Source organism: Labilithrix luteola (genome assembly GCF_001263205.1).
In the GTDB taxonomy this organism is placed as follows: domain Bacteria; phylum Myxococcota_A; class Polyangia; order Polyangiales; family Polyangiaceae; genus Labilithrix; species Labilithrix luteola.
In genome coordinates, this window is sequence record NZ_CP012333.1 from 2,310,335 (window position 1) to 2,336,809 (window position 26,475).

Annotated in this window: 23 protein-coding genes and 2 pseudogenes; 13 read left to right on the top strand and 12 right to left on the bottom strand. The window is 65.0% G+C overall.

Features of this window, described 5'->3' with window-relative positions:
- The first annotated feature begins 272 nt into the window (after window positions 1-272).
- The 9 genes from AKJ09_RS10480 (at window position 273) to AKJ09_RS10520 (ending at window position 10,624) form a co-directional block, all read left to right on the top strand.
- Complete coding sequence (locus AKJ09_RS10480) at window positions 273-1,376, top strand: hypothetical protein (protein ID WP_146647057.1); 1,104 nt, start codon at window positions 273-275, stop codon at window positions 1,374-1,376.
- Between the two features lie 85 nt (window positions 1,377-1,461).
- Complete coding sequence (locus AKJ09_RS10485) at window positions 1,462-1,980, top strand: RNA polymerase sigma factor (protein WP_146647058.1); 519 nt, start codon at window positions 1,462-1,464, stop codon at window positions 1,978-1,980.
- A complete protein-coding gene (locus AKJ09_RS10490) occupies window positions 1,977-2,678 on the top strand; it encodes a hypothetical protein (RefSeq protein WP_146647059.1) in 702 nt (233 codons plus the stop codon). The genes AKJ09_RS10485 and AKJ09_RS10490 overlap by 4 nt, the downstream gene beginning before the upstream one ends.
- 109 nt (window positions 2,679-2,787) lie before the next feature.
- A complete protein-coding gene (locus AKJ09_RS10495) occupies window positions 2,788-3,972 on the top strand; it encodes a hypothetical protein (protein WP_146647060.1) in 1,185 nt (394 codons plus the stop codon).
- Window positions 3,969-5,156, top strand: coding sequence for a beta propeller repeat protein (locus AKJ09_RS10500; RefSeq protein ID WP_146647061.1), 1,188 nt, complete (start codon window positions 3,969-3,971; stop codon window positions 5,154-5,156). Before AKJ09_RS10495 ends, AKJ09_RS10500 begins: the two co-directional genes overlap by 4 nt.
- Complete coding sequence (locus AKJ09_RS10505; protein ID WP_146647062.1) at window positions 5,153-6,628, top strand: hypothetical protein; 1,476 nt, start codon at window positions 5,153-5,155, stop codon at window positions 6,626-6,628. Before AKJ09_RS10500 ends, AKJ09_RS10505 begins: the two co-directional genes overlap by 4 nt.
- 58 nt (window positions 6,629-6,686) lie before the next feature.
- A complete protein-coding gene (locus AKJ09_RS10510; RefSeq protein WP_205633672.1) occupies window positions 6,687-7,985 on the top strand; it encodes an RCC1 domain-containing protein in 1,299 nt (432 codons plus the stop codon).
- Window positions 7,982-9,748, top strand: coding sequence for an IgGFc-binding protein (locus AKJ09_RS10515; RefSeq protein ID WP_146647064.1), 1,767 nt, complete (start codon window positions 7,982-7,984; stop codon window positions 9,746-9,748). The genes AKJ09_RS10510 and AKJ09_RS10515 overlap by 4 nt, the downstream gene beginning before the upstream one ends.
- A gap of 198 nt (window positions 9,749-9,946) precedes the next feature.
- Window positions 9,947-10,624: a hypothetical protein gene (locus tag AKJ09_RS10520; protein ID WP_146647065.1), complete on the top strand. Its 678-nt coding sequence runs from the start codon at window positions 9,947-9,949 to the stop codon at window positions 10,622-10,624.
- A gap of 6 nt (window positions 10,625-10,630) precedes the next feature.
- Here the strand turns inward: AKJ09_RS10520 and AKJ09_RS10525 are convergent, their stop codons facing one another.
- The 4 genes from AKJ09_RS10525 to AKJ09_RS10545 all read right to left on the bottom strand — a co-directional run bounded on the left by AKJ09_RS10525 (window position 10,631) and on the right by AKJ09_RS10545 (window position 14,459).
- On the bottom strand, window positions 10,631-11,821 hold the full coding sequence (locus AKJ09_RS10525; protein ID WP_169927429.1) for a Kelch repeat-containing protein: 1,191 nt from the start codon (window positions 11,819-11,821) through the stop codon (window positions 10,631-10,633).
- Window positions 11,822-12,178: 357 nt separating this feature from the next.
- Window positions 12,179-12,358: a hypothetical protein gene (locus AKJ09_RS10530; RefSeq protein ID WP_146647067.1), complete on the bottom strand. Its 180-nt coding sequence runs from the start codon at window positions 12,356-12,358 to the stop codon at window positions 12,179-12,181.
- A gap of 198 nt (window positions 12,359-12,556) precedes the next feature.
- A complete protein-coding gene (locus AKJ09_RS10535; protein ID WP_146647068.1) occupies window positions 12,557-12,793 on the bottom strand; it encodes a hypothetical protein in 237 nt (78 codons plus the stop codon).
- Between the two features lie 1,000 nt (window positions 12,794-13,793).
- Window positions 13,794-14,459 (bottom strand): hypothetical protein, encoded by a 666-nt coding sequence (locus AKJ09_RS10545; RefSeq protein ID WP_146647070.1) that lies wholly within the window; start codon window positions 14,457-14,459, stop codon window positions 13,794-13,796.
- Between the two features lie 540 nt (window positions 14,460-14,999).
- Here AKJ09_RS10545 and AKJ09_RS10550 point away from each other — a divergent pair.
- Window positions 15,000-15,542 carry a hypothetical protein gene (locus tag AKJ09_RS10550; protein WP_146647071.1) on the top strand — a complete coding sequence of 181 codons (543 nt, stop codon included), beginning with the start codon at window positions 15,000-15,002 and terminating at the stop codon, window positions 15,540-15,542.
- A 592-nt stretch (window positions 15,543-16,134) separates the two neighbouring features.
- Here AKJ09_RS10550 and AKJ09_RS10555 read toward each other — a convergent pair.
- From AKJ09_RS10555 to AKJ09_RS10565, 3 genes are read right to left on the bottom strand one after another with little or no spacing between them, the layout of a single operon-like run.
- On the bottom strand, window positions 16,135-16,557 hold the full coding sequence (locus AKJ09_RS10555; RefSeq protein WP_146647072.1) for a VOC family protein: 423 nt from the start codon (window positions 16,555-16,557) through the stop codon (window positions 16,135-16,137).
- Window positions 16,554-17,297: a TetR/AcrR family transcriptional regulator gene (locus tag AKJ09_RS10560; protein WP_146647073.1), complete on the bottom strand. Its 744-nt coding sequence runs from the start codon at window positions 17,295-17,297 to the stop codon at window positions 16,554-16,556. Before AKJ09_RS10560 ends, AKJ09_RS10555 begins: the two co-directional genes overlap by 4 nt.
- On the bottom strand, window positions 17,294-18,346 hold the full coding sequence (locus AKJ09_RS10565) for an aldo/keto reductase (RefSeq protein WP_146647074.1): 1,053 nt from the start codon (window positions 18,344-18,346) through the stop codon (window positions 17,294-17,296). Before AKJ09_RS10565 ends, AKJ09_RS10560 begins: the two co-directional genes overlap by 4 nt.
- A 546-nt stretch (window positions 18,347-18,892) precedes the next feature.
- Here AKJ09_RS10565 and AKJ09_RS10570 point away from each other — a divergent pair.
- Window positions 18,893-20,572 (top strand): ABC-F family ATP-binding cassette domain-containing protein, encoded by a 1,680-nt coding sequence (locus AKJ09_RS10570; protein ID WP_146647075.1) that lies wholly within the window; start codon window positions 18,893-18,895, stop codon window positions 20,570-20,572.
- Between the two features lie 87 nt (window positions 20,573-20,659).
- Here AKJ09_RS10570 and AKJ09_RS10575 read toward each other — a convergent pair whose 3' ends face one another.
- On the bottom strand, window positions 20,660-21,292 hold the full coding sequence (locus AKJ09_RS10575) for a spermidine synthase (protein WP_205633673.1): 633 nt from the start codon (window positions 21,290-21,292) through the stop codon (window positions 20,660-20,662).
- Between the two features lie 407 nt (window positions 21,293-21,699).
- Between AKJ09_RS10575 and AKJ09_RS10580 the strand changes: the two genes are divergently transcribed.
- A complete protein-coding gene (locus tag AKJ09_RS10580) occupies window positions 21,700-21,888 on the top strand; it encodes a helix-turn-helix domain-containing protein (RefSeq protein WP_146647077.1) in 189 nt (62 codons plus the stop codon).
- A gap of 9 nt (window positions 21,889-21,897) precedes the next feature.
- Here the strand turns inward: AKJ09_RS10580 and AKJ09_RS10585 are convergent, their stop codons facing one another.
- The 3 genes and pseudogenes from AKJ09_RS10585 to AKJ09_RS56060 form a co-directional block, all read right to left on the bottom strand.
- Window positions 21,898-22,383, bottom strand: coding sequence for a transglycosylase SLT domain-containing protein (locus AKJ09_RS10585; protein ID WP_146647078.1), 486 nt, complete (start codon window positions 22,381-22,383; stop codon window positions 21,898-21,900).
- 294 nt (window positions 22,384-22,677) lie between these two features.
- A complete protein-coding gene (locus AKJ09_RS10590) occupies window positions 22,678-23,463 on the bottom strand; it encodes a hypothetical protein (RefSeq protein WP_146647079.1) in 786 nt (261 codons plus the stop codon).
- A 138-nt stretch (window positions 23,464-23,601) separates the two neighbouring features.
- A pseudogene (locus AKJ09_RS56060) lies at window positions 23,602-24,816 on the bottom strand (FAD-dependent oxidoreductase).
- Between the two features lie 138 nt (window positions 24,817-24,954).
- Between AKJ09_RS56060 and AKJ09_RS10600 the strand changes: the two are divergent.
- Window positions 24,955-25,871, top strand: a pseudogene (locus AKJ09_RS10600) (LysR family transcriptional regulator).
- 323 nt (window positions 25,872-26,194) lie between these two features.
- Here AKJ09_RS10600 and AKJ09_RS10610 read toward each other — a convergent pair.
- Window positions 26,195-26,419, bottom strand: a complete 225-nt coding sequence (locus AKJ09_RS10610) for a hypothetical protein (RefSeq protein WP_146647080.1) — start codon at window positions 26,417-26,419, stop codon at window positions 26,195-26,197.
- Window positions 26,420-26,475: the final 56 nt, after the last annotated feature.

The following is a 26,475-nucleotide window of genomic DNA, read 5'->3' on the forward strand; positions in this document are numbered from 1 at the left end:
GATAGAGCCCGCGCACCGCCGTTACGGCCCACCGCGTTCGGCTTGAACGTCGAGTCGACTCTGCCCACGCGAGCGCGATGAGAAGCGCCGCGATCTTCTCCACGCCGTTGGACTCCTCGGGAAACAACGATGGCTGCTCGTGAACAGCCTGATCGATGGCCGTCGCCGTTGCACCGTCATCAGCGAAGGATCCGCGTCGTGAGCATCGAGTCCTGCAGACCTCATGCGGAACGGCCCGGCGGATTGCGCTCGACCTGATGTAGTATGATCGAATGTGCTGCCACCATGCTGCACGGCGGTGGAGGACGTGCGGAGTCGCGGTCCTCATCGCGCTGGCAGCAGGACTCGCATCGACGCCGGCGCGCGCGGATCCGTCGTTCGCGCTGTCATGGCGCGAACGATCCGGTGCGACGGCATGCGTGACGGAGGCAGCGCTGCGCGCTGTCGTGAAGGAGAAGCTCGGGCGAGATCCGTTCGTCGATCGAGAGCGCGCCGACATCGTCATCGAAGGAGAGGAGGTCTCCTCGGGCGCCCGCCTTCGAGCGCGGGTGCGGGAGAGACGTCGTGACGGCGTCGTCCTCGGCTCGCGGGACATCGACGCGGAGACCTGCCCTCGTTTGATTCGAGCCACCGGAATCGTCGTCGCGCTCTTCGCGAGGCCGCCCGAAGAGCGCGAACCCGAGGTGGAGCGCGGCGGCGAGAGCGAACGCACCGTCGATCACGGTGCACGGCCCGAGGAACGCGCGGAACGTGCGGAGACCGAACCGTCCGCGCGCGTGATACGCATACCGCCATCGACGCCGAGGCGCCGGCCATCTGGCAAGAACGTGCCCGAAGAGCCGCGGCGATCGCCGGAGCTGTCGCTCGGGCTTGGGGGATCCGCTGCCGTCGGCCTTTTACCTTCCGTGAGCGCAGCGACGCGAGCTGTCGCCAGGCTGGAGCTGCCGAGCTCGCGTTGGAGCTTCGAGTGGAGCGGCGGGTATTCGCTCCCGCAGTCGTTCGCCACCCGGACGGTCCACGGAACCCTATCCGCGGTCGATCAGCAGCTCCGCGTATGTCTGGCGCTGACCGAGCGACGCGGGATCGGGATCAGGATCGACGCGTGTGGCGGCGCGTTCTGGGGGGCCGTCGTCCCTCATGCGGTCGGGCTCCGAGAGCGGGACAGTTCGTGGCGATCGCTCGCCGGCCCGGTCTCCGCGCTTGCGGTTCAGCTTCGAGACAGCGCGCGCGCAGCGCGCCTGGAGCTGGGCATGACGGCGCCCGTGGCGGGGCGAGACTTCTACTTCGATAGCACCGAGGGGAGGCCTGAGCGGCTGTATTCCACCGGCGCGGTCATCGGGTTCCTCGGAGTGAGCGGGCTCTTCACGATTTTGTAATAATGAAGGTGCGTACGGGCCACTGCTCCCTGTGCGGGCCGCTTCGCTCCCCAGCCCCGAAAAGGATCTCGCTGCAGCGCTCCCAATGAGCGAGGCCTACGATATCGCCGCGATCTTTCGCAGCTACGGCCAGTTCGTCTACACGATGCTGCGAAGTCTCGGGGTGGGCGCGTCCGATGTGGACGACGCCTTCCAGGAGGTGTTCGTCGTCATTCATCGGAGGCTCGCGACGTACGAAGAGCGCGGCACCCTCCGCTCGTGGGTCTACGGGATCTGCGTACGTGTGGCGAAGGACTTCCGGCGTCGAGCGAGCCGGACACGCGAGATCGCCACCGATGAAGTACCGGAGACCATCGACACGATGACTCCCGCCGAGCACCTCGGCGAACAGCAGGCGCGTCGGATCTTGTACGCGATCCTCGACGAGCTCGACGACGACAAGCGTGCGGTGTTCGTGCTCTTCGAGCTCGAAGGCCTGCCGATGCAAGAGGTCGCCGCGTCGCTCGGGTGCCCAGTCCAGACCGCCTACTCCCGGCTTCGGGCCGCGCGCGAAGCGGTGGATGCCGCCCTCGACCGCCTTCGCGCACGAAGAGACGTCAAATGAGCCGTGAACCGATCCGCTTCGTCGATCTCGAGGATGCCCCCTCGCCCAAGGCCGCCTACATGCGCGACATCATCCGTGCGCAGCAGTCCGTGCCTCTTCCCGAGGGCAAGATGGAGGAGCTCGCCGATCGGCTGGGTCCCCTCCTTCGGAGCAGCCCGTCCGCCGTGCAGCCGACACGTTGGCTAGGGCTGGCCATGGCCGTGATCGTCACGGGCGTGCTCGCCTCAGGCACCCTCTCGAAGACGGTTGCCGTCGCTCCCACCACGCACGAACAGGCCGGAGCCACCGCGCCGGTGCCGACGGCGGCGGAGCGCCAACCGACTCCGCCTTCGGATCCGCCGGCGCTCCCGGTCCTGCCGACGCTTTCGGTCGAGGCTCTGCCGAGCGCGAACATTGAAAAGGCTCCGGCTCCCGCAGGCGCCGTCCCGCGCTGCGACGACGTCATGCTCGTCGATGCCGCCGACACCGAGCTTCGCAACGGGAAGCCGGAGTCCGCGCTCGCCACCGCGCGCGAGCATGAACGCCGGTGTCCGACGGGCACGCTCGTTCAAGAGCGAGAGCGGATCGCCATCGAAGCCCTCGTTCAGCTCGGTCGCATCGACCAGGCGCGCGCACGCGCACGCGCCTTCGAAGAGCGCTTCCCGTCGTCGCCTCACGTGGGGCGCATCCAGCAGGCGCTCGAGCGCCATCCGCACTAGCGGTCGTCCTACTTCGAAGGCGACCGCTCTCTTCAACGAAGCCATCCGAGATCCTGCGTTCCCTGCGCGAGGACGTCTCTCCAATCCGTTCGCGAGCTGCGAGTGAGCAATGAAAACTTCTAACGTGGTGGCCGTCTTCACAGCCGCGGCGACGGTCATGGCATGGGGCTGCTCGCGCACTCAGGAGCGCCTCGGGGCCGAGATCGGCGAGCCTCCGCCGGTATTCGCTGCCCTGGACGCGGGCTCGGATGCGACGCCCGACGCGCGGGGACTCACCAACTACTGCCCGTCGAACAAGTGCCCTCCCGGGTGGATGACGTGTCCGGATTCGCGCTTCCCGTGCGACACCAACATTGCATCCGATCCGCATAACTGCGGAGGGTGTGGATTGGACTGCTCACGCGGCGGCCCGGGCGCGACGTTCGTGTGCAACGAGGGCGCGTGCACGATGTCGTGCACCTCGGGCGCGCTCGATTGTGACGGCATCGTCGACAACGGATGTGAGAGTCGCACGATCAATCCGACCAGTTGCGGTGGATGTGGCGTGGTCTGTGCCGTCGGGGAGTCGTGCCGATATCAGGACGACACGTTCACGACGGTCGCCTGTGGATGTCCTCCGGGCAAGCTCGATTGCCAGGGATGCAAGGACGTGGTCGACGACGACAGTCATTGCGGTGCTTGCAACAATGCGTGCGATCGGACCGGGGGGCCAGACGCTCCGCAGTACGCCAATTCCTATTACGGATGCGCGTCGAGTCAGTGCGGCAAGGTCAAATGCAAAGCCGGCTTCGGCAACTGTGATGGTGACATCGAGAACGGTTGCGAGACGTCGACGATCGCGGACGACAACTGCGGGGCTTGCGGCAACAAGTGTGGTGCTGGCCAGAAGTGCGCAGTGGATGCCGTATCCAACAAGCTGGCGTGCCTCTGCGAGGAGGGCCTGACGTTCTGCCAAACGGGTGAGGTGAACGGCATACCGAAGGGGAGCTGCGTGGACGTCCGCAGTGACCAATACAACTGCGGTGCCTGCGGCGTGGACTGTGGATCGTTCATCGGCGACGGCTACTCGACGTCGATATGCGATTACGGACGATGCCTATTTCGTTGTACGAATGGCGCTGCAGACTGCAACGGCTCGCGAAACGACGGCTGCGAAATCGACACGAACAGCGATCCGCGGAACTGCGGTGGGTGCGGCATCACGTGTGATCTGACGATGGGTCAAGCCTGCGTGGCGGGCAAATGTGTGGTCGAGCCATGTGATCAAGCCGACGCCGGCGAGGTGACCCGATGAATGGATGGCGTCACACGTCGATCGTGGTCGCCAGCTTCGCCTGCACTCTGGCCACGTCATTCGTGGCGGCGTGCGCGGGCAACGACGACGACAACCCTGCCCCCGAGGCGACGGAGAATGTCGTTCCCGAGCCCGATGCTGGTGAACCGGACAGTGCGGATGGCGCGGACGGTGGAGATGACGCTTGCGCCGATGGCGATTGCGAGTTCTTCCCGGCCGAGTGTGAGCCAGGAGCGCTCTGCCCGAGCGGCCTGTTCGGTCCCGATCCATCCACGGGAGCCGACTGGCGTACGAGCCTCCATACGATTCGAGCTCGCTCGGCGACGGACGCATGGCTTGTCGGGACGATCGGCATGGCCGCGCACTTCGACGGAATCGAGTGGAAGACCGTCGATGTCGGCACGACGGAGTCGCTCCGTTACGTGTGGCTCGCGGGCGGCGGGGAGCTCACGTTTGGCACCCTCGACCGAGTGTTCACCCGTGCTCTCGGCACGGGCGAAGACAATCCATCGCCGGACGGTTGGGCCGAGCGAGGCAAGGTGACTCCACCGTCGGGCGCGAGCAGCTACGTCACCGCCGCGTGGGGCCGGACTGGTTCGAATGCGATGTGGGTGGCAACCAACACCGAAGTGTGGCGCATCAACGCGGACGGGACGACGCTCACGCCGAAGACGGGGGTGCTCACGTCGACTTGCAAGACCCTGCCGTGCACGTGGCTCAGAGGTCTCGACGGAGCGACTCCGAACGTCGTGTGGGGCGTCGGAGAGACCGGCACGGCAATTCGAATCACGAACGCCGACGGCGAGTCGCCAACGGTGCAGGTGATGAACGCGCTCACCTGGTCGACGCTCAGCGGCGTTTGGGCCGTCTCCGACACGGAGGCGTGGGCCGTCGGCGCGCGCGGCTTGGTCATCCACAACGTCGGGGCGACGTTCGGTTGGCAAGTGGCGGAGGTGCCGACGCAGGAGCACCTCCATGCCATCGCAGGCTCGTCTTCGTCCGACGTCTGGGCCGTCGGTGATCGAGGCGTGGTCCTTCACTACGACGGAGCGACATGGTCGCGGATAAAGGTGGCCGGGCTGGCTCGTCGTCGACCGGAGCTTCTCTCGGTGTGGGTGCCAGAGCCTGGAAAAGTATGGATCGGAGGCCAGGGAGTCCTTCTCTCCCTCGGAGGGAAGCGATGAGACGCAACGTTTTGCTCGCAGGTGCAGCGGCGACGCTGGCTGCCGTCGTTGCCTGCGCGACGTCGGAAGAAGAAACCGCCTCGCTCGACCTCGATGCCGGCGTCGACGGCGTCGACGGCGTCGCCACGATCGTCGATGCTTCATCACCGGAAGTGGTCGACGCCGCGACGGGACCGGACGTGTCCGTCCCTGTCTGGTCGGCTTGCAACGACTTCGGTTGGTGTGAGACGAAGCTCCCCGATCCGAACTTGACGTTCATCGACGTCTGGCCGTTCGTCGACCGCGCCTTCGCGGTCGCCCAGAGCGACACGCTCGGGACGAAAGTGCTCGAGTGGACGGAGGCCGCGCAGGCCTGGTCGTATATCGACGACGACACGCAGAACGCCTACGTCAGCGGTCAGTACGCCGGCAAGATGTATGCGCCGGGCGAGAACGAGGTGTACTTCACGACGGCGCCCGGCATCGTCTACCACGGGACCCGAGCGAGCGTGTCGGCGCCGTTCAAGTGGGAGTCGACACGCCTCCCGTACGAAGGGCCCGTGTTTGCCGATCGCGATCCGGGGCGTGCCTGGAGTGTGCCGGCTGGGGCCTTGTTGCGCTACGCGCCGGCGCTCGGCGTGATCGGAACATCGGCCGACGACGTCTACGCGTGGTACGGCAATCAAGTCTTCCGCCGCGTGAGCGAAGACGGCGGACCGCCGACGTGGACCTCGGAGTTCGTCAGCCAAGGGACGAGTGCCCCGAGCGGACCGACCAACGAGTCGTTCTACATCTTCAATGCATCACGCGGCGATCCGAATGGCAGCGATGAGCTCTGGTTTGTCGGAGGACATGGCCCGACCGACGCAACGAAGGGCTACATCGGTTGTCCGACGCTCTTCCGTCGAACCCCCTCGGGCACCTCGGCAATCCTCGACTTTACCTATTCGAACGGCAAGTGCACGACCAAGCCGGGCACCATCCAACCGCGCATCAAGCGCGAGCTCCCCGGATACGGCATGATCGACGTCCCGATCCAACCGACGGGCTGGGCAACGACGGTCGCCCCCGTTGCTCCCGGTGCTGCGATCGTGATCATCGATAACGCTCAGTCTTGGTACTACGTCGACACGACGGCGAAGGTCGCGCGCTACAACTATCTGGACGGGATCAGCCCTCCGGTGAGCGTGTGGTCACCGCTGATTCACTCCGTCGTGCGCGTCGACGATCGCTTGTGGTTCAGCGGGCACGGAATCGTCGTCGGTTCGGAGATCAAACCGGACGCGTGGACGAACGGCCTCGGCATCGGGACACCCGAGTCGTACGCGCAGGCGGGGACGGGCACCGGCGCGTTGCTCGAGAAGACGAGTGTCGCGATGCAGGGGCGCTATTTGAACGAACCGCTCTATCAGGTGCGCGGCTCGTCAACCTCGCCAACGAAGAACCTTTGGGCAGTCGGGAATCGCTATGCACTTCACAAGAAGACTCCTTGATCCGCATCGCGCTGGGCTCCTGATCGCGCTCTCCATCCTCACCGCTTCCGCGGCGACGGTGAGCTGCTCTTCGAGCAGTGACGACCCTAGCGCTCCGCCCATCGCCGACGCGGGGCGCGACGAGGGCGATGCGACGGAGGTGATCGACGCGGCGACGGACTCGAGCATCCGCGACGCGGACAGCTTCGATGGCAAGCCGCTGCCCGTCGTGTGCGCGTCGAGCCCGTGCGCGACCGCCCTCGTGACGACTCTCGGCCGGAGCATCGACGACAAGGGGGAAGGCTTCTGCGCCTTGCTCGACGATGGCACCGTGGCGTGCTGGGGAGCGAACGGCGCCGGTCAGCTCGGGCGCGGCGAGGGCGGGGGCGTCGGCGTCGGCGAGGCTCTCGTCGACAGCTCGACGGCGGCCAGAGTGGTGGGGCTGTCGAACATCACGTCGCTCGATCACACCTGCGCCGTCGACACCAGCGGCAGCGTGTGGTGCTGGGGAACAGGCCCCTTCTCGTGGAGCGAAGACGGTGGGGTCGTCTCGGCGACCCACACGACGCCGGTGAAGCTCGATCTTCCTCTCGCGACGAAGGTGGCGCGAAGCTTCGCGACCGCGTGCGCCGTCGTCGGCGGTGACGTCCAATGCTGGGGCAGCAACGCGCTCGGGCAGCTCGGACCGTTGACCGAAGTGTCGAGCGGCGAGCCGAAGCGCGCGGCACTTCCTCAAGGCGCTCTCGCGTCCGCTCTGGAAGTGGGGAATGCGACCTTCGTCATTCGCGACGACGGCTCGGTCTTGAGCTGGGGTGGCAACCCGGGCATCGGTCGCATCTCGCCGAGCTTTCCCGATCCGTTCCCTCAGCTCGTCGCGCTCACGAACGTCACGCAGATCGACTCCGCGTACGACAACACGTGCGCCGTTGCGAACGGGATCGGGTACTGCTGGGGCGCGCGCCTTCTGCCGACCAAAGGTACCGTCCTCGAGCGGGCGCTTCCCGAGGCGGTCGGCGCGCCGGAGCGGCTCGTTCAGATCGCCACGACGCGTACGGACGCCGCCAGCGTCTTTCCGGAGGTACGCGAGTTCAAGCCCTTCCGATGGTGCGCCGTGGCGGCATCGGGGAGCGTCTACTGTTGGGGATTCAACGAGAGCGGACAAGCAGGGAATGGCACTCAAGAGTACGTCCCGCGGGCCGTGCGGGTGGACCTCCCCGAAGGGGCCCGGGTCGCTCAGGTGAAGACGACGATCAACACGACGTGCGCGCTATTCACGAACGGCAAGCTGTACTGCTGGGGTAGCAACTTCAACGGTCAGCTCGGAAATGGGCTGAATCGAGGCAAGAGCTTGGCGATGACAGAGGTGGTGCTTCCATGAGCAGACGCCTGATCACGCCGGGCATCTTCTCCGCCATCGGGCTCGCGTTCGTCGCCGCGGCCTTCGCCTGTGAGAACGGTCGCGACACGTTCGACAAGGCCCCGAGCGCCTTCGAGGTGCCTCCGGAGGTGGACGCTGGCGAATGCCCGTTCCAGTGCTCACTCGACGGCCGATCGGTCATTCGTTCGTGTACGGGCGAAGTGGTCGACACTTGTCCAAAGGAGCAGGCGTGCGGTGGCGCCAGATGCCAAGACCCCTGCGCTGCAGCAGCCGAGGACAACAGCTCGAATGGCTGCGAGTTCTATATTCAATCGCCGCCAACGATTTCCACTCGCAAAGACTCTTGTTATGCGGCGTTCGTCGTCAATCCAACGTCATTGCCGCTTACGATCTCGCTCGACCGCGGAGGAGAAGCGCTCGACCTCTCCGCTGCGATGTTTCGCACGACGCCCGGGGACGCAACGCTGATCCCCCACACGGGACCAATCCCGCCCGACGAGAGTGTCATCCTCTTCCTCTCCGACCACGATCCCGCGATCCCCCTGAATGCAGACGATCCAGTGCCGTGCCCGGCCGGGGTCAAGCCTGCGGTCTACTCGGGGACTGCGTCGCCGCGCACCGGATTCGGCTCGTCGTTCCATCTGAAATCGAGCGCGCCCGTATCCCTTGTTTCTATCTTTCCATTCGGCGGCGCGAAAAGCTTTGTCCCGTCGGCTACGCTCCACATGCCCGTCGTCACTTGGGGCAAGGAGCACATTCTCGTCAACGGGTGGGAAGGCGGCGGGCCGGCTTCGCGAATCGTCGCGTCGCAGGACGGAACCGAAATCACGATCATCGCCAACAAGACGCTCCAGAGCGGCCTCGACGTGAATGGCGGTCCTGCCGACACACCGCTCAAATATTCCCTCGACAAGGGGCAGTATTTTCAAATCGTTCAGGCCGAGGAGCTCGGAGGGAGCACCGTGCTTTCGAACAAGCCCACGAGCATGTTCGGCGGAAACTCGTGTGCGAACATCCCGATCGTCGGAGCGGCGTGCGACACGCTATGGCAGCAGATCCCGTCGTACGATCAGTGGGGCTCCGAATATGTCGGAGTTGGCTACCGACCGCGCACGGCGTCGCCACACGAGCTCATGCCGTACCGCATCGTCGCCGCACACGACGGCACGCGCCTCGAATACGAGCCGAACATTCCCCCCGGGGCGCCGACGGAGATGAACGCACGCGACACCGTGACGTTCCCCGTGGGCATCGACGAACCGTTCGTCGTGCGTACCCAAGATGCGGAGCACCCGATCTACGTGGCCGCATACATGCAAGGGCTTGCCGGCAAGTACTACGGTAGTCCGACGATGAGCACCGGCGATCCGGAGTTCGTCAACGTCGTCCCCGCGGAGCAGTGGCGGAGCTCGTACTCCTTCTATGCCGATCCCACGTACGACGAGACCTCACTCGTCGTCATTCGCGGCAAGCAGCGGGACAAGTTCGAGGACGTCTGGCTCGAGTGCGCGGGCCCCCTCGAGGGCTGGACCCCGATCGGCACGCGCGGCAACTACGAGTTCGTGCGCGTCGATCTGCAACGCAATCGTGGACCCGGTCAGGCGTTCGGCGACAGAGTCTGCCAGACGGGTCTTCACCGTATGAAGAGCGAGGGGCCCTTCACCGCCACGATCTGGGGCTGGAGCGTCTACGCGAGCTACGCCTATCCCGGCGGCATGGCGCTCCGAAAGCTCGTCGACAAACCGCTACTCCCGGTCAAGTGACGTAGCCTGGCGCGACGCGATGGCTCTACGACGACACCTCGTTCGCCGTCGCGCGGTGTGCCCAACAAGGATACTTTGTCCCCAACACAGTTTGAGTGGATGAAGTCATAAAAGGTGAACGCGCGTGCCATTACTACTCCGTCCCCGCCCCGCCCCGCCCGCGAGCCGACCTTGCGCGCGATGGTGCTCGAGGTCCCGATGAGCGTCGTTCGCAACCTGCTCGCCCCCGCAGTCCTCGTCTCGCTTTTTGCCTGCTCGTCGTCGCCGGGCGCGTCCCCCGAGTCCGACGCGGGCCTTGATTCGGGCGAACCGCAGTACTGGGGCGAGACGTGGTACCCGACCGAGGACGTCGGAACGAAGACGGGCCAGCGTATCAAGAACTACAAGTTCGTCGGTTTTCCCGACGGCGACCGGGCGGAGGGGCCTAAACCGGTTTCGCTCGCCGACTACTACGATCCGACCGGCAAGACGATCAAACTCATCCATATTCAGGCCGTTGGTCTCTGGAGCACGAACTGCCGGCTAGAGATGGAGGTGGTAGGCCCGATGAAGCCCGACCTCGACGCGCGCAAGGTCGTCTGGATCGTCAGCGTTGCGGAGGGCCTGACGCCTGGCATGCCGTCGACGATGGACGACCTCGCGAAGTGGATGAACAACTACAAGTTCAAAAGCGCGTTCCCGGGGTTCACGGCCGTCCTTGACCCGGGCAGCAGGAACTTGGGCCCGTTCTACGACGCGGCGGCGCTCCCCTGGAACGTCGACATCGACGCGAAGACGATGACGATCCTCTCCCAAGGCACCGGCGCGAAGACGACGAGGGATCAGATCCTCAGCGAGATCGACGCGGACCTCGCCAAGGCGGCCCAGCTTCGCTGACGCAACCTAGGGCGTGAAGAGTCCGCCGTCCCCGTAGCCGGCGCCGATCATATGGAGGGCGTCTCCACCCCACACCATGAGCGAGGAGCCGGTCCACACGCCGAAGTGCAGTCCGCGGCCGACCGGAGCGCCTTCGAGCCGGGTCGACAGCCATGTATCGGTGGCGACGTCGTAGATACCTCCGTCGGCGAGATTGTTTCCATCGCCGTAGCCTCCCCAGACGATCATCTTGTCTCCGGTCCAGACTGCGCAATGACCGACGCGCGGACTTGGTGCGCCCACGCTGCTGATCGGTCTCCAGCGGTCGAGCACGGGGTCGTAGGCGGCACCATCGCCGAGCGCGCTCACCGTCTCTGCCCCGGCCAGCTTGGTCTGCCCGCCCCATACCAACATCTCTTTGCCAGTCCAAACGGCGGAATGACTCGAACGAGCAAAGGGGGCATTGACTGCACTCATGGCGGACCAAGCGTCACGTTCGAGGTCGTATGCCGCTCCGTCCGTTCGCGAGGTGAGCTCCAAGGGCACGCGACCGCCCCAGACGAGCATCTTCTCTCCTGTCCACACCGCAGGTTGGTCCATGCGCGCGGATGGCATGTCGACCGTACTCATCGCACGCCATGCGTCGGCCTGCGGATCATAGACGGCGCCGTCGTCGAGCACGGCATCACGCGACATGTTCCCTTCCATCCACCGCGTGGTCCCTCCCCACACGACCATCTTGGTGCCCGTCCACACCGTCGTGTGCCTCATGCGCCCCGTCGGTGGATTGCTCGACGTGCGCCGTGACCACGTATCGTTGACGACGTCATACACGAAGGCGTCGTTGCACGAAGCTGCATGGAAGTCGCCGCAGCCCTGGCCACCCCAAACGAGGACGTGGCCGTCGTCGAGCCAGACGACACTCGGGTCCGCGCGGCCTTCGTGATCGGCGGTCGGACTTACGTACCCTGGGCCGCCGTCCGTCGTGGCATGAATCCAACGGTTGGTCGTGGGCGAATACAGGGCACCGCGCGACGCGTATTCGCCCCATAGAAACAGCTCTGAGGTGCCCCACGCGGCGACATCGACACCTCGTATCGCCGGCAGCCCCGCCGACTCGACGGCCGACCATGCCCCGCTCTCCGGTGGCCGTGGAGCGGGGATAGGGACCGCGCTGGCAGAGCTTGCACAGCTCGTTGCGAGCAGGAGCAGCGTCAAGCTCGCGACGGCGAGGCTGCGCCACCCAAGTCCCCGTTGCTCTAGATCGCAAGAAATCGACAAAGCGTCCTCGTTAGAGAATGAGCGACCGACCTAGTGAATAACAAGCAGCAGGCATCGGTACCACACGTTCCCTGCGGGCACTGCGATGCCGTCTGACATTTGGAATATCCGCCCGGTGCGCTGGTTCCGAAACTCCAAGTGTGAGGTTTCGAAAAGTCGTTGTTCGGTCGCATCGTGCTCGACGCGATAGAACTCGGAGTTTCGTCTGCGACGACGATATCGCTCTCGCGAACGACATCGAGCAATCGTTCAACACCGGCTCGAGCAACGTCGAAGCCCGATGAAATCGGTCCCTCAGTCGGCCTTTGGTTGCGGTCGCTGCTTCATGAGCCACAAGCTTTTCATCACGCGATAGCGACTCTTCTTGAGCGTCTCCTCGCTCATGTCCTTGCACGACGTCCCTCCCGCTGCGTAGACAGCGAGCCGTTCTCCAAGCGGACGTTTCGCGCATCGCTGGAAGCTGTCGCGAACCATGTCGATCGCCGTTCGGCTCGCCTGCAGCGGGTCGGAGAGATCGCCGTGACCGCGTGGAGACGCGGCCGTGCCTCATTCGTTCTGACGCTCGCGGCGAGCTCTTCTTCGTCCTTGCTGCTATCGCCCGAGCTTACCTGCGATCACCGTCCACGCGTCGTCGGTGCGAGGGTGCCGTATCGGCGAACGCTTCGCGGCGAGCTATCGCGTGGCGGGACCGGGCCCGTGCGCGGCCTTGCAATGGCCGTCGACGCACACCGGACGGTAGATGCCGCAACTGGGCGTGGGCTTCGGCGTGAGCGCCATGCACGACGCATCCCACCAGGCTCGGCACGATGGCTCGATCTCGCTGAGCTTCGCTCCATAGGCTGCCGACGACGAGCGCGCGATGGCATCGCTCCCGCAATCCGATAGACACGCGCGACGTGTGGTCGTCACGCAGTCCGCGTCGCGCGTACAGGCGTCGCTAGCCTTGGCGCGCGCAGTGTCGATCGTGCGTTGGGCGTTCGTAAGCAAGGCCTCGCACGCAGCTGCCGTGCGCGGACGTGCGACCGGTCGTGCGCTTTTGGCTTCCGAGGCCGGTGGGCCGGGCTCGGGCGCACTCACCGTGGTCGCTGCAACGTCGCCTCCGCGTCAACGGATTCATGCACGACACTGGTCGCTTCGTTCGGGCGCCCTCCGTCGTTCGCGCGATCTCCCTCGCTCGTAGCGTTCGGCGGCGTCGCCGCGCGGCTTGAGCAGGCGACGATGGAGATGACGACGACGGCAAGGCCTGCAAGCGACGCGAATCGGCTCGCTGCGGAGGCGGTATGCAGCATTCGGTTCATGGTTCCCCTACTCCCGTCCGCCTACGAAATTCTACCACAAGGCGTTGCAGGCACAACGCAGCAGCGTACGCATGCACGGGCGGGTCTTGCTCTAGTCGCCGCCGCATCGAGCTTCTGTCCTGCGGTCCGTCGTGCTCCGTCTTCGATCGCTTGCTCGGCACTCACGTCGTCTTTGGGAGCGGTCCATGATTCCGTTGCTTCCACCTCGACCGACGTTTGACTCTCGATGGCCAGGGTGATCGTCGCCGAACCAGCCGGCAGCATCGCGGTTGCCTCGCCGAACGTCTTCGTCATCGCACCGTCCGGCTATCGGGACCATCCTCGTCGTTCGAGTTCCTCGCGCAGAGCCGGAGGTCTTGGTACGACGCGGTCACGCCAGACGTGACGCGCAGCAAAAACCCCACGCAGTCGCAAAAGTGCGAAACCGTGGCGGGGCGACTATCGAGGCAAGCCGCGCGAGAAATTCGACCGGCGACATCACGCGCTCCGTCGTGCGATGGCGAGAGACCTTCCTCACCCGATAGCGCAGCTGCTCCAAGGCTTCGACGAGCTGTACGTCGCCCCGTCTCGGTGAGAACCACCTTTGCCGTCGCGAGGAGGAGGCTTCGGCGTCACACCGTCGGCGACGGACGACCGAGCGCATCCCGCAGCTCTGCAGCAGCCGTGGCGTGGGCACTCGAGCTGCGGAGGAATCTCGCGCAGAGCGGTACGTCGAGGCCGTCCTTCGTCACCAGCAGCACGCGCTCGTTGTGGCCATACCGCGCATTCCACGAACCGCGCTCGATCGTCACCGACGCGATCTCTTCGATCGGAACGTCCCGAACGCTCATCGATCGCGAGAAGAACATTCGCTCGAGCCGAACCACGCCCTGCGCATACAGGATCTGGATCCGAAAGCGCGCACGCGCTTGGAAGGCATGCCAGGTAAAGACGAGCGCGGTGAGTAGCGAGACGAGGACCATCGCCGACAAGGGCACGATATCCATCGGATCGGGATCGACGCGAGCCAACAGCGTGGTCTCATCCCGCTCGGCGAAGTAGCGCTCGATCGCTCCGCGCCACTGGGCTACCGCAGGTCCCTCGAAGAGCACCTCCGAGCTGTCGTCGTGATCGATGAGAAGGAGCTGGTCGCGTGGGGACTTACCGACCGTACGGCGGTATTGCGCTCTCTCGATGGAGGCCGTGTCGAACGTCCGCTCGCGCCATTTCCCGTGGCGATCGCTTCCACGCCACACCACGCACGTGCCGGGGCGCGTGCACTCGAGGCCACGAAACATGTCCTTATCGTCGCTCGCTGCCATGAGAACGAGGACAATGGCGCACAGCAGCGGAACGATCACTCGCCACCAGCGCGAGTCGAATGGCCCATACCACATTGTCACGTCCGACCGGGGAGGCGTAGTGCGGTAGCCGCTCATCTCGAATGAGCTTAGCGCGCCGCAAGGTGCCCAGGCGACGAGCGAACGTTCGGACTCGCTGCTCTACACGATTGGTCAGCTGCTGCCTCCGGCTTCGTCGACAGGGCCACAAGGCCTGCCCACCGGACAACGATGGCGGACGTCACTTCAGCGCGCAGCCCATCGCGACTGCGGCCCGAGCGCCCCCATCCCGCAACCCTTCGGTGTGGTTGGCGCGCCCAAGGGTGTACTGACAGCGAAGGTGCGACTCGAGAAGGTGTCGATGACGAAGAACGCGATCACCGATGAGGCTGCGTACCGGTACAAACGCGCGACAGACGGAGGCGCCCTCATCGAGTCGCGCTGCATACGGAAGCTCGCCACCAAGGTCGGACGCAGGTACGCTTCTCCGCTGACCCGTTGAGCACCCCCACGACAGTCCTCGTCCTCGTCCTCGTCCCGCTCGCGTTCGCGACGTTGTTTGGCTGTGACCGGGGCCATCGCCCTGTGGACGCAGGGCCGACCGACGCGGGGACCATCGCCGATGCGGGCTCGGCCACGGCCGCCGATGCGGGCTCGGCCACGGCCGCCGATGCGGGCTCGGCCACGGCCGCCGATGCGGCGCGTCCTCTGCTCGTCGGGCGACGATCCCTCCACGCCGGAAAAGGGGACCCTGCAGCTTGGGGCTGTACGCTTCGCGACGACGGCCACCTGGACTGCAGCGATCCGGCCACCGGAAAGAGTCGAGTCCTCGCGGTGCCCACGTCCGTCGCACAAGCACTCATCTCGAAGGCGGAGGAGCGTGAGCGCACGTGCGTGGTCCCCCCTGCGAAGGAGCGCGCGATCCCAGGCTCGATTCCGGTCGGGAGCCTGAGCGATCAGGAGCGTTCCGTACCGCTGTGCGACCCTGGCGCCGCGCTCACCGAGCTGCGCGCACTCGAGTCCGCATACAAAGGGAAATAGGCGAGGCGGCCATCGCGCATGTGAGGACGACGGTGTCGGCCGCCGACTGCGCCGTCGGTGGATCGGCAACGCGATCGCTTCGCGCTGTTGGCCGCCAGAGTCGTGATCGGAGCTGCACAATCGTCGTCGGCGATCCGTGCATCGATCACAACCCGCGGGCCTGGTCCCGAGCCGACCGCTCGTGTGTGTAACTGGACCTCAGGAAGGGACGGATACCCCAACGGAGCAGCGCCCGAATTCTTCGAGCGGCCTCTCGTGGGACCGTGACGAGACCGTGCTCGATGTCGCTCGCACGAAGACGCGCCAAGCGACAAAGAAAGCACTTAGCCGGCACCGAAGAGCCGAACAAAACGTGGCCTCGAAGTCCAAGCTTCGTCAGTTCTCCTCGATGCGGAAGCCACGGCACACGACCTCGTATGTCGGCCCGTCGTCGAAGCTGATCATCAGGTGAAGAAGCCCCTGCTGGTCGCCCCTATTCTCCTTCGAATTCGCGCGCACCTCTGCGAGCCGTGCAGGCGATCCCCGATCAACGAGCCATCCTAGGCCTCGAGCATATCCCCCCCGTTCCACCCAATGTCCGTAGTCTCTTTGCTCACGCCTTGTACGGCACGGCGACGTCGAGCACCCACGTCACTCCGAACTTGTCCTTGAGCATCCCGTAGAGCGGCGCCCAGCCCGACTTGGCGAGCGGCTGGATCACCGTCGACCCGACGGCGAGCTTCTCCCAGAGCGCCGAGATCTCGTCGGTCGAGTCCGAGCGGACGGAGACGAAGAACGGGGCCGTTCCCTGATCCCACGGACGCGCGGACGGGACGTCGTACGCCATCACGCGAAAGCCGCTGTTCGCAACCGTCTGGCCCCACATCACCTGGTCCGCTTCGGCCGGATCCGTCACGCTGTGCGCGTCCTTGTACGTGACGACGGTGAGGTCGCCGCCGAACACGGACTGATAGAACGAAAGGGCTGCGCGGGCGTTTCCTCGGAAGTTCAGGTGGGTGGTGGTGTTGAGGCTCATCTCTTTTTCCTCGTGTCTTTGCTGGGCAAACGGGTGTTCCTCGAACGCGGGATTGCTTTCGAGGCTCGATGAGCCGGCTCAGACTTGCTGAGGGCCGGCTGATCCGAAGGTGGATGTCTCAAGGCCGGCAGGACGACCGTATCGATCATCGAGACGAGGAAGCTCAGCTCGAAGGCCCTCCGCTGCACGAGACTGCGGTACGCGGCCATCGACGGGATGACCTGCGAGAGCGTGGCGATGTCCGCGGTGGCCGGGATCTCTCCGCGTGCCACGGCCTTCTCCATCAGCACGAGGTGCGCCTCCGCCCACGGCTCGACGATCGCGCTGTTCGCTGCCTCCGCGAGCGTCTGATCCTGCGAGAGGAGCGATGCGAGCGCGGCCATGATCTTGAGCTTGCGCGTGCTCTGTTCGATGGGCTCCGGGCGAAACAGGGCGAGGAGGTCGCCACGGAGCGTGCCGGTGTCGGGCAGGTTCGCGAGGTCCACCTGGTTGCGCTTCATGCGCGAGACCGCGGCGATGATCAGGTCCGACTTCGACGACCAGCGGCGGTAGAGGGCCGCCTTGCCCGAGCTGGCGCGCAACGCCACCGCGTCCATTGTGAGCCCCGCAGCGCCCACCTCGGCGAGCACGTCCAGCGTCGCGTCGAGCAGCGCGCCGTCGAGCGACTGGTCCCGCTTTCGCCCCGGTTGCGCCTGCGCCACTTGCGAGTTCCCCTCGGTGAGTTCGTCCCGCTCGCTCATGTTCGAGCTCCTGCGTCGGGGAGGACACCGGTGCGAAGCAGGTTCGCGCGCGCCGCGTCGGCCATCGCGAACATCCACCCGGGGTACTCGACCGAGAGCGCGCTCGCGTCGTTCAGTTCGCGCAGGTCGGCGTCGGCCAAGCGGACATCGACTGCCTTCAAGTTCTCTTCGAGTTGCTCGAAGCGCTTGATCCCGAGGATGACGCTGGTCACGGCGGGCCGATGCAAGAGCCACGCGAGCGCGATGGTGGAGAGCGGCGCACCGTGTCGCGCCGCAATGCGCTCCAGCGCGGCGAGTACTGGCGTGCCCTTGGCCTCGTCCACGGGAGGAAACGCGATGATCCCGCGCCGGCCGGTGCCCCCTCCGCGATACTTTCCTGACAGGTAGCCGCCAGCGAGCGGGCTGTACACGAGCAAGCCGAGACGCTCGCTCTCGAGCATCGGGACGATCTCGCGCTCCAACTCCCGTCCCACGAGCGAGTAGTACGCCTGCACCGACTGGAATGGCGTCGCGCTGAAGCGGGCCGCGACGCCAAGCGCTTTCGTGATCTGCCAGGCGGCCCAGTTGGAGACGCCCACATAGCGGACGAGCCCCTGTCGCACGACGTCGTCGAGCGCACGGATCGTCTCCTCGAGGGGAGTCGCCAAGTCCCAGCCGTGGAGTTGGTAGAGGTCGACGTGATCGGTTCCGAGCCGCGCGAGGCTGGTCTTGAGCTGATCGATGATGTGATAGCGCGAGGCGCCACTGTCATTCGGTCCTGGCCCAACCGCGTGCTCGACCTTGGTGGCGATCACCACTTCCCGTCGCGCGATGCCGAGGTTCTTCAACGATCGGCCGAGGATCTCCTCGGACTGGCCGCCGGAGTAGACGTTCGCGGTGTCGAAGAAGTTGACGCCTGCGTCGAACGCGCGCCGAACGATGCGGTCGACCTCCTCCTGGCCCACGTCCCCCGCGCCCGCGTAGCGGCCCGTGCTGGGGCCGAACGTCATCGTGCCCAGGCACATCTCCGAGACGAAGAGGCCGCTGTTTCCGAGGACTCTGTAGCGCATTGATTCGGGCTCCAGAGCTGGCTGCTCACCAAGCTCGATCAAATCGATACCGCACAGTTCCGGAACTATCAAGTTCCGATTTGAGAGCCAGCGCGGCCCCAGGCCCCGATGTCCGCTCTGACGAGCCCCCAACGGCTTCGCATGGCGTGGCGGCTCTGACGCTCGACTCCGTCACGCCTGCCGCGGGTCCCGCCAGCGGTGGCGACCGCGTACACCTCGTCGGCGCTAGATCGTCCGTGCAGGAGGGGATACTGCTCTTCCCCCGAGCGCGCGCAGTTCGTCGAGGTCCGTCACGGCGGCAAGAGCGCAGCTCGACTCGTAGGGTCTCGTACGCTCGAAGCAGTCTCTGCGTTGTTCATCACGCGGTACGAGTCCCGCGCGAAACCTGGCCCTCCAGTCAGGAGGAAGATGGCCACGAACACAAGCAATCTCGATCGCTCGACCAATCTCCGCACCAGTTGCGCGAGCACATCCGGCAGCCGCGCGATCAAGGCTCGTCCGTAGATGCGTTGGATGGCGGGCGGAGATCTGGGCTAAGAGGGCGCCATGATTGGCCTCTCGCGTCTCGAAAAGTCGTACGGCGGACGCACGCTGTTCGACGACGTCTCCCTTCAGCTGAACGCGGGATCGCGTTACGGCCTCGTCGGCGCGAACGGGTCGGGCAAGTCGACGCTTCTCAAGATCATCGCCAAGGACGAGGCCCCAACGAGCGGGGCCGTCACGATTCCTCGCGAGGCGCGGCTTGGCGTCCTCCGCCAGGATCGTTTTCTCGACGACCGCGCGGTCATCCTCGACCTCGCGATGATGGGCGACACGGTCGTGTGGGAAGCGCTCTGCAAGCAACGTCGGATCGTGGACAACGGTGCCGATGCGAGCGACCTCGCGGACATCGAGGACGTCATCCGCGTACACGACGGCTACACGCTCGAGGCTCGCGCGTCGGCCGTCCTCGACGGACTCGGGATCCCGCTTGCCATCCAGAAGCAGCCGCTGTCCACGCTCTCGGGCGGCTTCAAGCTGCGCGTCTTGCTCGCGCAGGTTCTCGTCGCGGGGCCGGACGTCCTTCTCCTCGACGAGCCGACCAACCACCTCGACATCCTCTCCATCCGGTGGCTCGAGACATTCCTCCTCGACTACGAGGGATGTGCACTCGTCATCTCGCACGATCAGCGCTTTCTCGAGGCGATCGCCACGCACATCCTCGACGTGGACTACGGGACGGTCGAGCTCTACACCGGCGGCTACGCGTCGTTCGCGGTCGAGAAGCGTGCGACGCGCGAGCGGAAGGAAGCGGAGATCGCCCGCACCCAGAAGATCATCGCGGACAAGCGCGCCTTCGTCGATCGCTTCGGCGCGAAGGCCTCGAAGGCAAAACAGGCGCAGAGCCGCCTCAAGCAGATCGAGAAGATCGAGGTCGAGGAGCTCGTGGAGAGCAGCCGCGCCGCTCCGCTCTTCCAGTTTCCGATCGAGCGACCGAGCGGCAAGGAGGTCCTCGAGCTCACGGGGATCACGAAGGCGTACGGGGAGAAGAAAGTCCTCAAGGGCGTGTCCCTCGTCATCCGTCGTGGTGAGAGGGTCGCCATCCTCGGCGCCAACGGACTCGGAAAGTCGACCCTCCTCAAGATCGTCGTCAGGCGGCTCGGCGCCGACGCCGGCGAGGTGCGGTGGGGGTACGAGGCCCGTCACGGATATTTCGCGCAGGACCACGGCGATCTCCTCACCGATCCGAAGGCGACGCCACTCGGACTGATGAAGGCGGCCTGTCCAACCGAGCCCGAGTTCGTCGTCCGGGGGCGCCTCGGACGCGTCCTCTTCTCCGGGGGCGAAGTCAACAAGCGGATCTCCACGCTGTCCGGCGGCGAAGCGGCCCGCCTCGTCTTCGCGCGGATCATGGCGGAGAAGGCCAACGTCCTCATCCTCGACGAGCCGACCAACCACCTCGACATGGAATCCATCGAGGCGCTGGCCGAGGGACTGAAGGCGTACGAAGGCACGCTCTTCTTCGTCTCTCACGACCGCGCGTTCGTCTCGGCGCTTGCCACCCGGATCGTCGAGGTCACGGAGGACGGCTTCCGCGATCGCCCGGGGACGTACGAGGGGTATCTCGCGGACGCCGGCGACGACCACCTCGACATCGATGCGGTGGTGCTCAAAGCGAAGAAGGAACGGCGTGCCGACACCCGCTCCGCGAAGACGCGCTCCGACGTTCGCGACGAAACGCCCTGAACGTCTCCGATCGATCGCGCGCGGTGCGATGGCCGGCGGGGCGACGCGCGTGCGCCTTCACTGGCTCCGCGCAGCTGTCGCTGCCAGCTAGACAGTGCCAGCGGCGGACGGACGTGCAATATACACGCAGTGAATCCGCGCTCCACGCCCCGCCCGCCGGAGCTGGTGGTGGAAACCGGCGGCATGGAGGGCCCGTTCGAAGCCAGCGGAAGGGCCTTCGCACCACACCGCGAAGACGCCGTCGGGCGCCAGGGCCTTCTTGACTCGCAGTACCGCTGAAGGTCCGTAAAGGGGATCGTTCGGGCGAACCTGGGTCTGCGGCCCTTCGTACATGTCGAGCACGATGGCGTCGAACCTCCGCACACCGGGATCTCGGGCGACGCCTGCGATGCACACGGCGACGTCGACGATGTCCACGGTCACACGTGGATCACGCGCGGCATCGGCGATCAACGGAGCAAGCGGGCCTTTGCACCATCCGACCACCACGGCGTTGAGCTCGGCCACGGTCACCTGGGCATCATCCGCGAGCTCGTCGAGGGCAGCACGAAGGGTGAAGCCCATGCCGAGGCCACTCACCAGCACCCGGGCGCGCCGCTTGCTCCGGAGCCCCGCACACGCAAGCTTGGCGAGCGCGTCCTCTGACCGGTGAGCCGCACTGGTCATCAGGATTCGGCCGTTGATCGTGATGAGGAAGTCTTTCTCACCCCGCTGAAGCAAGTCGAGGGGGCCCTCAGCCGTGGGTACAGAAGCGAGTGTTTTCCAGGGAAGTGCCAAGAGCGAACCAGCCCCAGCTATTTCCATCAATCGACTCCGGAATCCAGCCCCGCGCATCCCGATGCGTTTTTTCGACCCCGTCCACCTCGCGCGCACCGGATTCCTCGCGCGTTGCTTTGGAGGTGTGCGTCACGCCGACCGCCGCCCGCACGCCCTCGCGGAGGCGCGGAGGCGCGGAGGCGCGGGCATGACAGGGGCAACTCCAGCGCGCCATCGGTACCTCCCGACGCACGCTCCCCCAGGATCGCTACGACGTCACGACGGTGTTCGCAGTACGGGTACGCAGAGAACTGACCTTCCCCCCTGCTGACGGACACCCCGGATAGCGCAATAATGCGCGGGAGTGTTCGATGACGAAGCCAGTGAAAGAACGTAGGCAACGCCGGCCCCGGCGCGCCTTCACCCCGCAGGACAAGGCAGATGCCGTCCGCATGGTGAAGGCCGGCAAGAGCGTGTCGCAGGTCGCGCGCGAACTCGCTCCCGCAAACGACATCGAGCAATCGTTCAATACCGGCTCGAGCAACGTCGAAGCGCGATGAAATGGTCCCTCAGTCGGGCTTTGACGGCGGCGGCGGCGGTCGCTGCTTCATGAGCCACAAGCTCTTCATCACGCGATAGCGACTCTTCTTGAGCGTCTCCTCGCGCATGTCCTTGCACGAGGTCCCTCCCGCTGCGTAGACAGCGAGCCGCTCTCCCAGCGGACGTTTCGCGCATCGCTGGAAGCTGTCGCGAACCATCTCGATCGCCGTTCGGCTCGCCTTCAGCGGATCGGAGAGATCGCCGTGACCGCCTATCTGATAGAGCCCGCGCACGCCGTTGCGGCCCACCGCGTTCGGCTTGAACGTCGACTCTGCCCATGCCAGCGAGACGAGAAGCGCCGCGGTTTTCTCCACGCCGTCGGGCTCCCCGGGAAACAACGATGGCTGCTCGTGAACAGCCTGATCGATGGCCGCCGCCGTCGCACCGTACGTGTCGCTCCACGGTGCCTCCGGCTGCAGCAGCATCATCAGCGAAAGAATCCACGTCGTGAGCATCGAGTCCTCGTCGGCACCAACCAGCCGCCCGGGATGATGCCATAGCGAGTGACGGAGGGCACGGGCGCACGCGGGCACCGATCAGACGGACAGCTCTTTCCGAATCGTCTGGTCCGTGTGAAATTCTCGTGCCGCCGGATGCGTTGCGCATTCGATGAAGCGGCTCGGTGGCAGAAGGACAAGAAAGAACGCACGGCAAACGCCGCGCGAATGCCAGAGCTCATGATGATGAATGCTGAGCGACAGTTACAGCTCTCGATCGTGTTGCCTCACGGCGAAGTCCTACCCGCAGACTCACGAAGGATCGCACCGAATCATCCCGTCGCTCGGTGCATCTGCATTCTTGAGCGCGAGGAGAGCTCGCACCGCGTTCTGCCGCCAGGTACGCACGCGGCGTTGCGGCGTTCGTACCTGCCCGTCGGCAAAGCGGTCAGGATGGGCGAGCCGCGTGCGCTCGAACAGTTCCTTCGCGGTGAACTCGAGAGCTGCAACGAGCATACTCTCGATACTGTTCCACACGTCTTCGAACGAGTCGATGCGCGTCCGCCAGCGTCGCGGTGACGTCGGCTTCCTACGATGTGTCGGACGGACTTCGCCACCGTGGAAGGCGGTTGCGAGCGCGCGCATGAACTGATCGAGATCGGTCTGCTCCACCTTGATATCGATCACGGGCTCCCCCGCGGCGATGTCCGCGAGGAGCTTCTGTTGCGTGCCGATTCGATCGAGGAGGGCGATCGGCTCAAGACCTCGAATCTCGCGTAGCGCTAGCGCGTATCTGCGTTGATCTCCGAAGAGGCGAGCAGACGATCGCAAGGGCACGAGCCGTTTGCCGGATATCCGAACAGCCGCCTGCCATACGACGACGAGCGCTTCGACGAACGACGCGTCGTAGATTCGCGACCGACGAGGTTGCCGCGCCTGCGCACTGCGTGCGACCTCACCGACTTGTTCAGGTTGCGAATTTAGGAGAAGCCGAATCGCGTGCTTTCGGTGGTAACCGGTGATTCTCGCGAATTCGTCGAGGATGCGCGTCTTCTCGGTGCGGCCGCTCGACACGTACCGCTCGGCGAGAACCTCCACGAGTTCGCCCTTCGTCCACTTACTGACACTCTCTTGCTCATGTCCTCTCCTGCATCGCTGCCATTGCTCGGCAGCAATTTCGATGAGGCAATGCCCATCGGCCGGTAACAATTCAGGCGAGGCAATGCGCACGCGCAGTCAGGTGCGGTACAGACTGCCGGAACTGTCCACTGGCACACCATCTGCGCAGCCTGAGATCGGCAAGCCTTGCGCCCATCCCGCTGCCAATATCTGCACATCTCGCAAGGGATCGGACGCTTTGGCCCGCTCGTTGCGGATGCGGCAGGCTTCAGGATCAGTGGCAAACAGCCCGCGTGCGAAGATACGGCCCTGCTCGCCCAGTTTTGTGGTCTTCGGGCTGCGGATCTTTGTGAATTGCTGGAAGACCTCGTCCAGGCCACCGCCTGCCCCGCTGAGACATCGAGCCAAATGCCACGCATCTTCTAGCGCCTGGCAGGCGCCCTGCCCCGAGGTCGGCAACGGCGCATGTGCTGCATCCCCACCAGCAGTACATTCGCCCGGCTCCATGTGTGCAGCGGCTCCAGGTCATGCACTGCAATCAGTCGGATGGCGTGCGCTGGCGTCGCCCGGATGATGCGAGCGACCGGTTCCGGCCACTCAGCGAACAGTTCCTCAACTTCCTTGCGCATATCTGTTGCGGGCTCTGCCCCAGGTAATGGCCGCACCTGCGCCGCTGCCCAGTAGACCAGCTCGGGCCGAATCGCCACGCAACCAAAGCGCTCTCCAGCACCCCAATAGTCCCGAATTTCAACATCGTCTACCAGCGCGCCCTGTCCCTGCGCAACACCTATCCAGTTCACAAAGCCCTGGTATATCGGCGTGTTGTCCCCCGCGACAAACTTGCGTGCCACCGAATCCATGCGGCCATCCGCACCGAGCAGCAGATCCGGGCGAATGCGCACGCCGTTTTCAAACTGCGCCATGGCCCTGCCATTGGCATCCAGGTCGATCGCCACCACTCGATGCCCGAACTCCACCTGGATTCCGGCCTGCGCCGCATGCTCTAACAGCACCGCCTGCAGGTCCCTGCGCAGTATCGTGTGAGTCGGATATCCCATGGTCTGGTCCAGCAATGCAATGTCGAGGCCCCCAAGGCATTGCCTGCAGCATCCTGGCGGTGCACGGTCACCGGCCGGCCGCCAACTGCTCCAATGTCTGGCAGCAGCCCCAGTTCCTTCAGCACAAAGCCTGCGTTGGGCCAGAGCGTCACACCAGCCCCATGGTCGCGGGTCCTGCCCGGCGCTCATATACCCGGGGCGTGTACCCCTGCTTGCGCAAAGCAAGCGCCACGCTCAGGCCCGCAATACCACCGCCAAGTATTCCAATTTCCACGCGGAAGCTCTCCTGTTTAAACCGTCCTGATGTGCCGCCGACGGCAGTTCATCACACGAGAGCGCATCTTAGATTCCGCCAATTCAGAGAACTAGCATGTGAAACTGGCTCTCTTTCATACCTCAAACGGGATAATCAATGCGCGATGGACTCGACCTGAACGCTGTCCGTGTCTACGCGGCGGTCGTCGACGAGCAGAGCTTCGCTGGCGCGGCGCGCCTGCTGGCCATTCCCCGTCCAACGTCAGCCGCTACATCGCCTCGCTGGAGCGCAGGCTGCGTGTCCGCTTGCTGGAACGCAGCACCCGCCACCTGCGCATGACAGAAGCGGGCAGGCTGCTATACGAACGCGCGAAACCCTTGCTCGCCACCTTGCTCGCCACCGAGAAAGAACTCGGCGCAATGCAATGCGAGCTACGCGGCCCCCTAAAGATGTGCATGCCCGGTGAAGCGCCAAGGCTGCTAGCTCCCATCCTTGCGGAGTTCTGTAGTCTCCATCCCGGTGTCGAACTGGAATGCGACACGCGTATCACCGGGCTGGAAGCACTCCGGGAAGACGTCGACCTCTCCATCATCTTTCATCGTGGCCGCCAGGAGGACAGCGCCTTTATCACCCGCGAACTCGCCACGCTGCCGAGCATCGTGGTTGCAGCGCCCGCTCTGTTAGCTAAGACCGGAATGCCGCGCCGCGTGCGGGAGCTGAAATCTCTGCCCTGCATCACTACCCTCAGTGCGATGAAGGGCCAGCCTTGGCAGTTTCAGGATGCCAATGGAGAGGTTATCAAGGTGCCGGTCCGCAGCCGCTACCGCGTCAACAGCGGAGAGTTGGCAGTAGCGGGCGCGCGGCAAGGCATAGGCTTCGCGATCGTGGCGGCCTACCCATGCCGGGACGATCTCGCTACCGGGCGCTTGCAGGAGGTACCGCTGGACCTGAGCCCTGCGCCGCTGCAATTGCTAGGTGCGTACAGCCATCGGCACTCGGTGACGGCCCGTGTTCGGGCATTGCTGGAATTGATACAGGTGCGGTTGGATGGAGTGGGGAGCCCATCGAGATAACAACAACGAGCACGTCGATATCTGTCGACCAGCAATCTTTGCGTGTCTGCCTCGCGCCGCCCACTCAATGCCGGTCGTGAAGGCAATGATCAGCCAGCGATCCGGTGTGTCGTCCCCACCGCCTTACTGATCTCATCGCGAATGCGATCCCACTCCGCCAAGGGCTCGGTGGACATGTCCGCAGGCACGATGACGTACAACTCGATCTGTTTGCCACGCCCCAATTTCGCCACATATGAGTCGTGCGATGTAAATCGGAACAGGTCGAGCAATGATGGTCTCCGGAGCGTCGAGATCGCTCTGACGACGGAGTCGCTTGCAAATCACGATTCCTGCACCGCGACCATCACGGCGATCTGCGTGCCGCACTCTCCACAGTATCGAACCTCGACACAGAAGCGGTCAGACCAACCCAAGAGGATCCGTTGAACCTCCTTCGGCTCGAGGCGCTCCCGGAGAATGAGTCGCTCCCACGCCTCACCGGTGATCTGGCGCCCGCAAACCCGGCAGGCGACCGCGCTGTCTTTCGAGATGATTCGACATGACATGACTCGGCTCCATTCATCACCCGACGGAGTGTCTCTATTCTTTGGTCGCTTGTGAT

Excerpts from the sequence above, each read along its gene's own strand:
- AKJ09_RS10520 (WP_146647065.1), top strand. The coding sequence starts at position 9,947 with ATGAGCGTCGTTCGCAACCTGCTCGCCCCCGCAGTCCTCGTCTCGCTT.
- AKJ09_RS10485 (WP_146647058.1), top strand. The coding sequence starts at position 1,462 with ATGAGCGAGGCCTACGATATCGCCGCGATCTTTCGCAGCTACGGCCAG.
- AKJ09_RS10580 (WP_146647077.1), top strand. The coding sequence starts at position 21,700 with ATGACGAAGCCAGTGAAAGAACGTAGGCAACGCCGGCCCCGGCGCGCC.
- AKJ09_RS10555 (WP_146647072.1), bottom strand. The coding sequence starts at position 16,557 with ATGAGCCTCAACACCACCACCCACCTGAACTTCCGAGGAAACGCCCGC.
- AKJ09_RS10610 (WP_146647080.1), bottom strand. The coding sequence starts at position 26,419 with ATGTCATGTCGAATCATCTCGAAAGACAGCGCGGTCGCCTGCCGGGTT.
- AKJ09_RS10585 (WP_146647078.1), bottom strand. The coding sequence starts at position 22,383 with ATGCTCACGACGTGGATTCTTTCGCTGATGATGCTGCTGCAGCCGGAG.
- AKJ09_RS10505 (WP_146647062.1), top strand. The coding sequence starts at position 5,153 with ATGAGACGCAACGTTTTGCTCGCAGGTGCAGCGGCGACGCTGGCTGCC.
- AKJ09_RS10545 (WP_146647070.1), bottom strand. The coding sequence starts at position 14,459 with ATGTTTCGTGGCCTCGAGTGCACGCGCCCCGGCACGTGCGTGGTGTGG.
- AKJ09_RS10495 (WP_146647060.1), top strand. The coding sequence starts at position 2,788 with ATGAAAACTTCTAACGTGGTGGCCGTCTTCACAGCCGCGGCGACGGTC.
- AKJ09_RS10500 (WP_146647061.1), top strand. The coding sequence starts at position 3,969 with ATGAATGGATGGCGTCACACGTCGATCGTGGTCGCCAGCTTCGCCTGC.
- AKJ09_RS10490 (WP_146647059.1), top strand. The coding sequence starts at position 1,977 with ATGAGCCGTGAACCGATCCGCTTCGTCGATCTCGAGGATGCCCCCTCG.
- AKJ09_RS10530 (WP_146647067.1), bottom strand. The coding sequence starts at position 12,358 with ATGGTTCGCGACAGCTTCCAGCGATGCGCGAAACGTCCGCTTGGAGAA.
- AKJ09_RS10515 (WP_146647064.1), top strand. The coding sequence starts at position 7,982 with ATGAGCAGACGCCTGATCACGCCGGGCATCTTCTCCGCCATCGGGCTC.
- AKJ09_RS10560 (WP_146647073.1), bottom strand. The coding sequence starts at position 17,297 with ATGAGCGAGCGGGACGAACTCACCGAGGGGAACTCGCAAGTGGCGCAG.
- AKJ09_RS10480 (WP_146647057.1), top strand. The coding sequence starts at position 273 with ATGTGCTGCCACCATGCTGCACGGCGGTGGAGGACGTGCGGAGTCGCG.
- AKJ09_RS10565 (WP_146647074.1), bottom strand. The coding sequence starts at position 18,346 with ATGCGCTACAGAGTCCTCGGAAACAGCGGCCTCTTCGTCTCGGAGATG.
- AKJ09_RS10570 (WP_146647075.1), top strand. The coding sequence starts at position 18,893 with ATGATTGGCCTCTCGCGTCTCGAAAAGTCGTACGGCGGACGCACGCTG.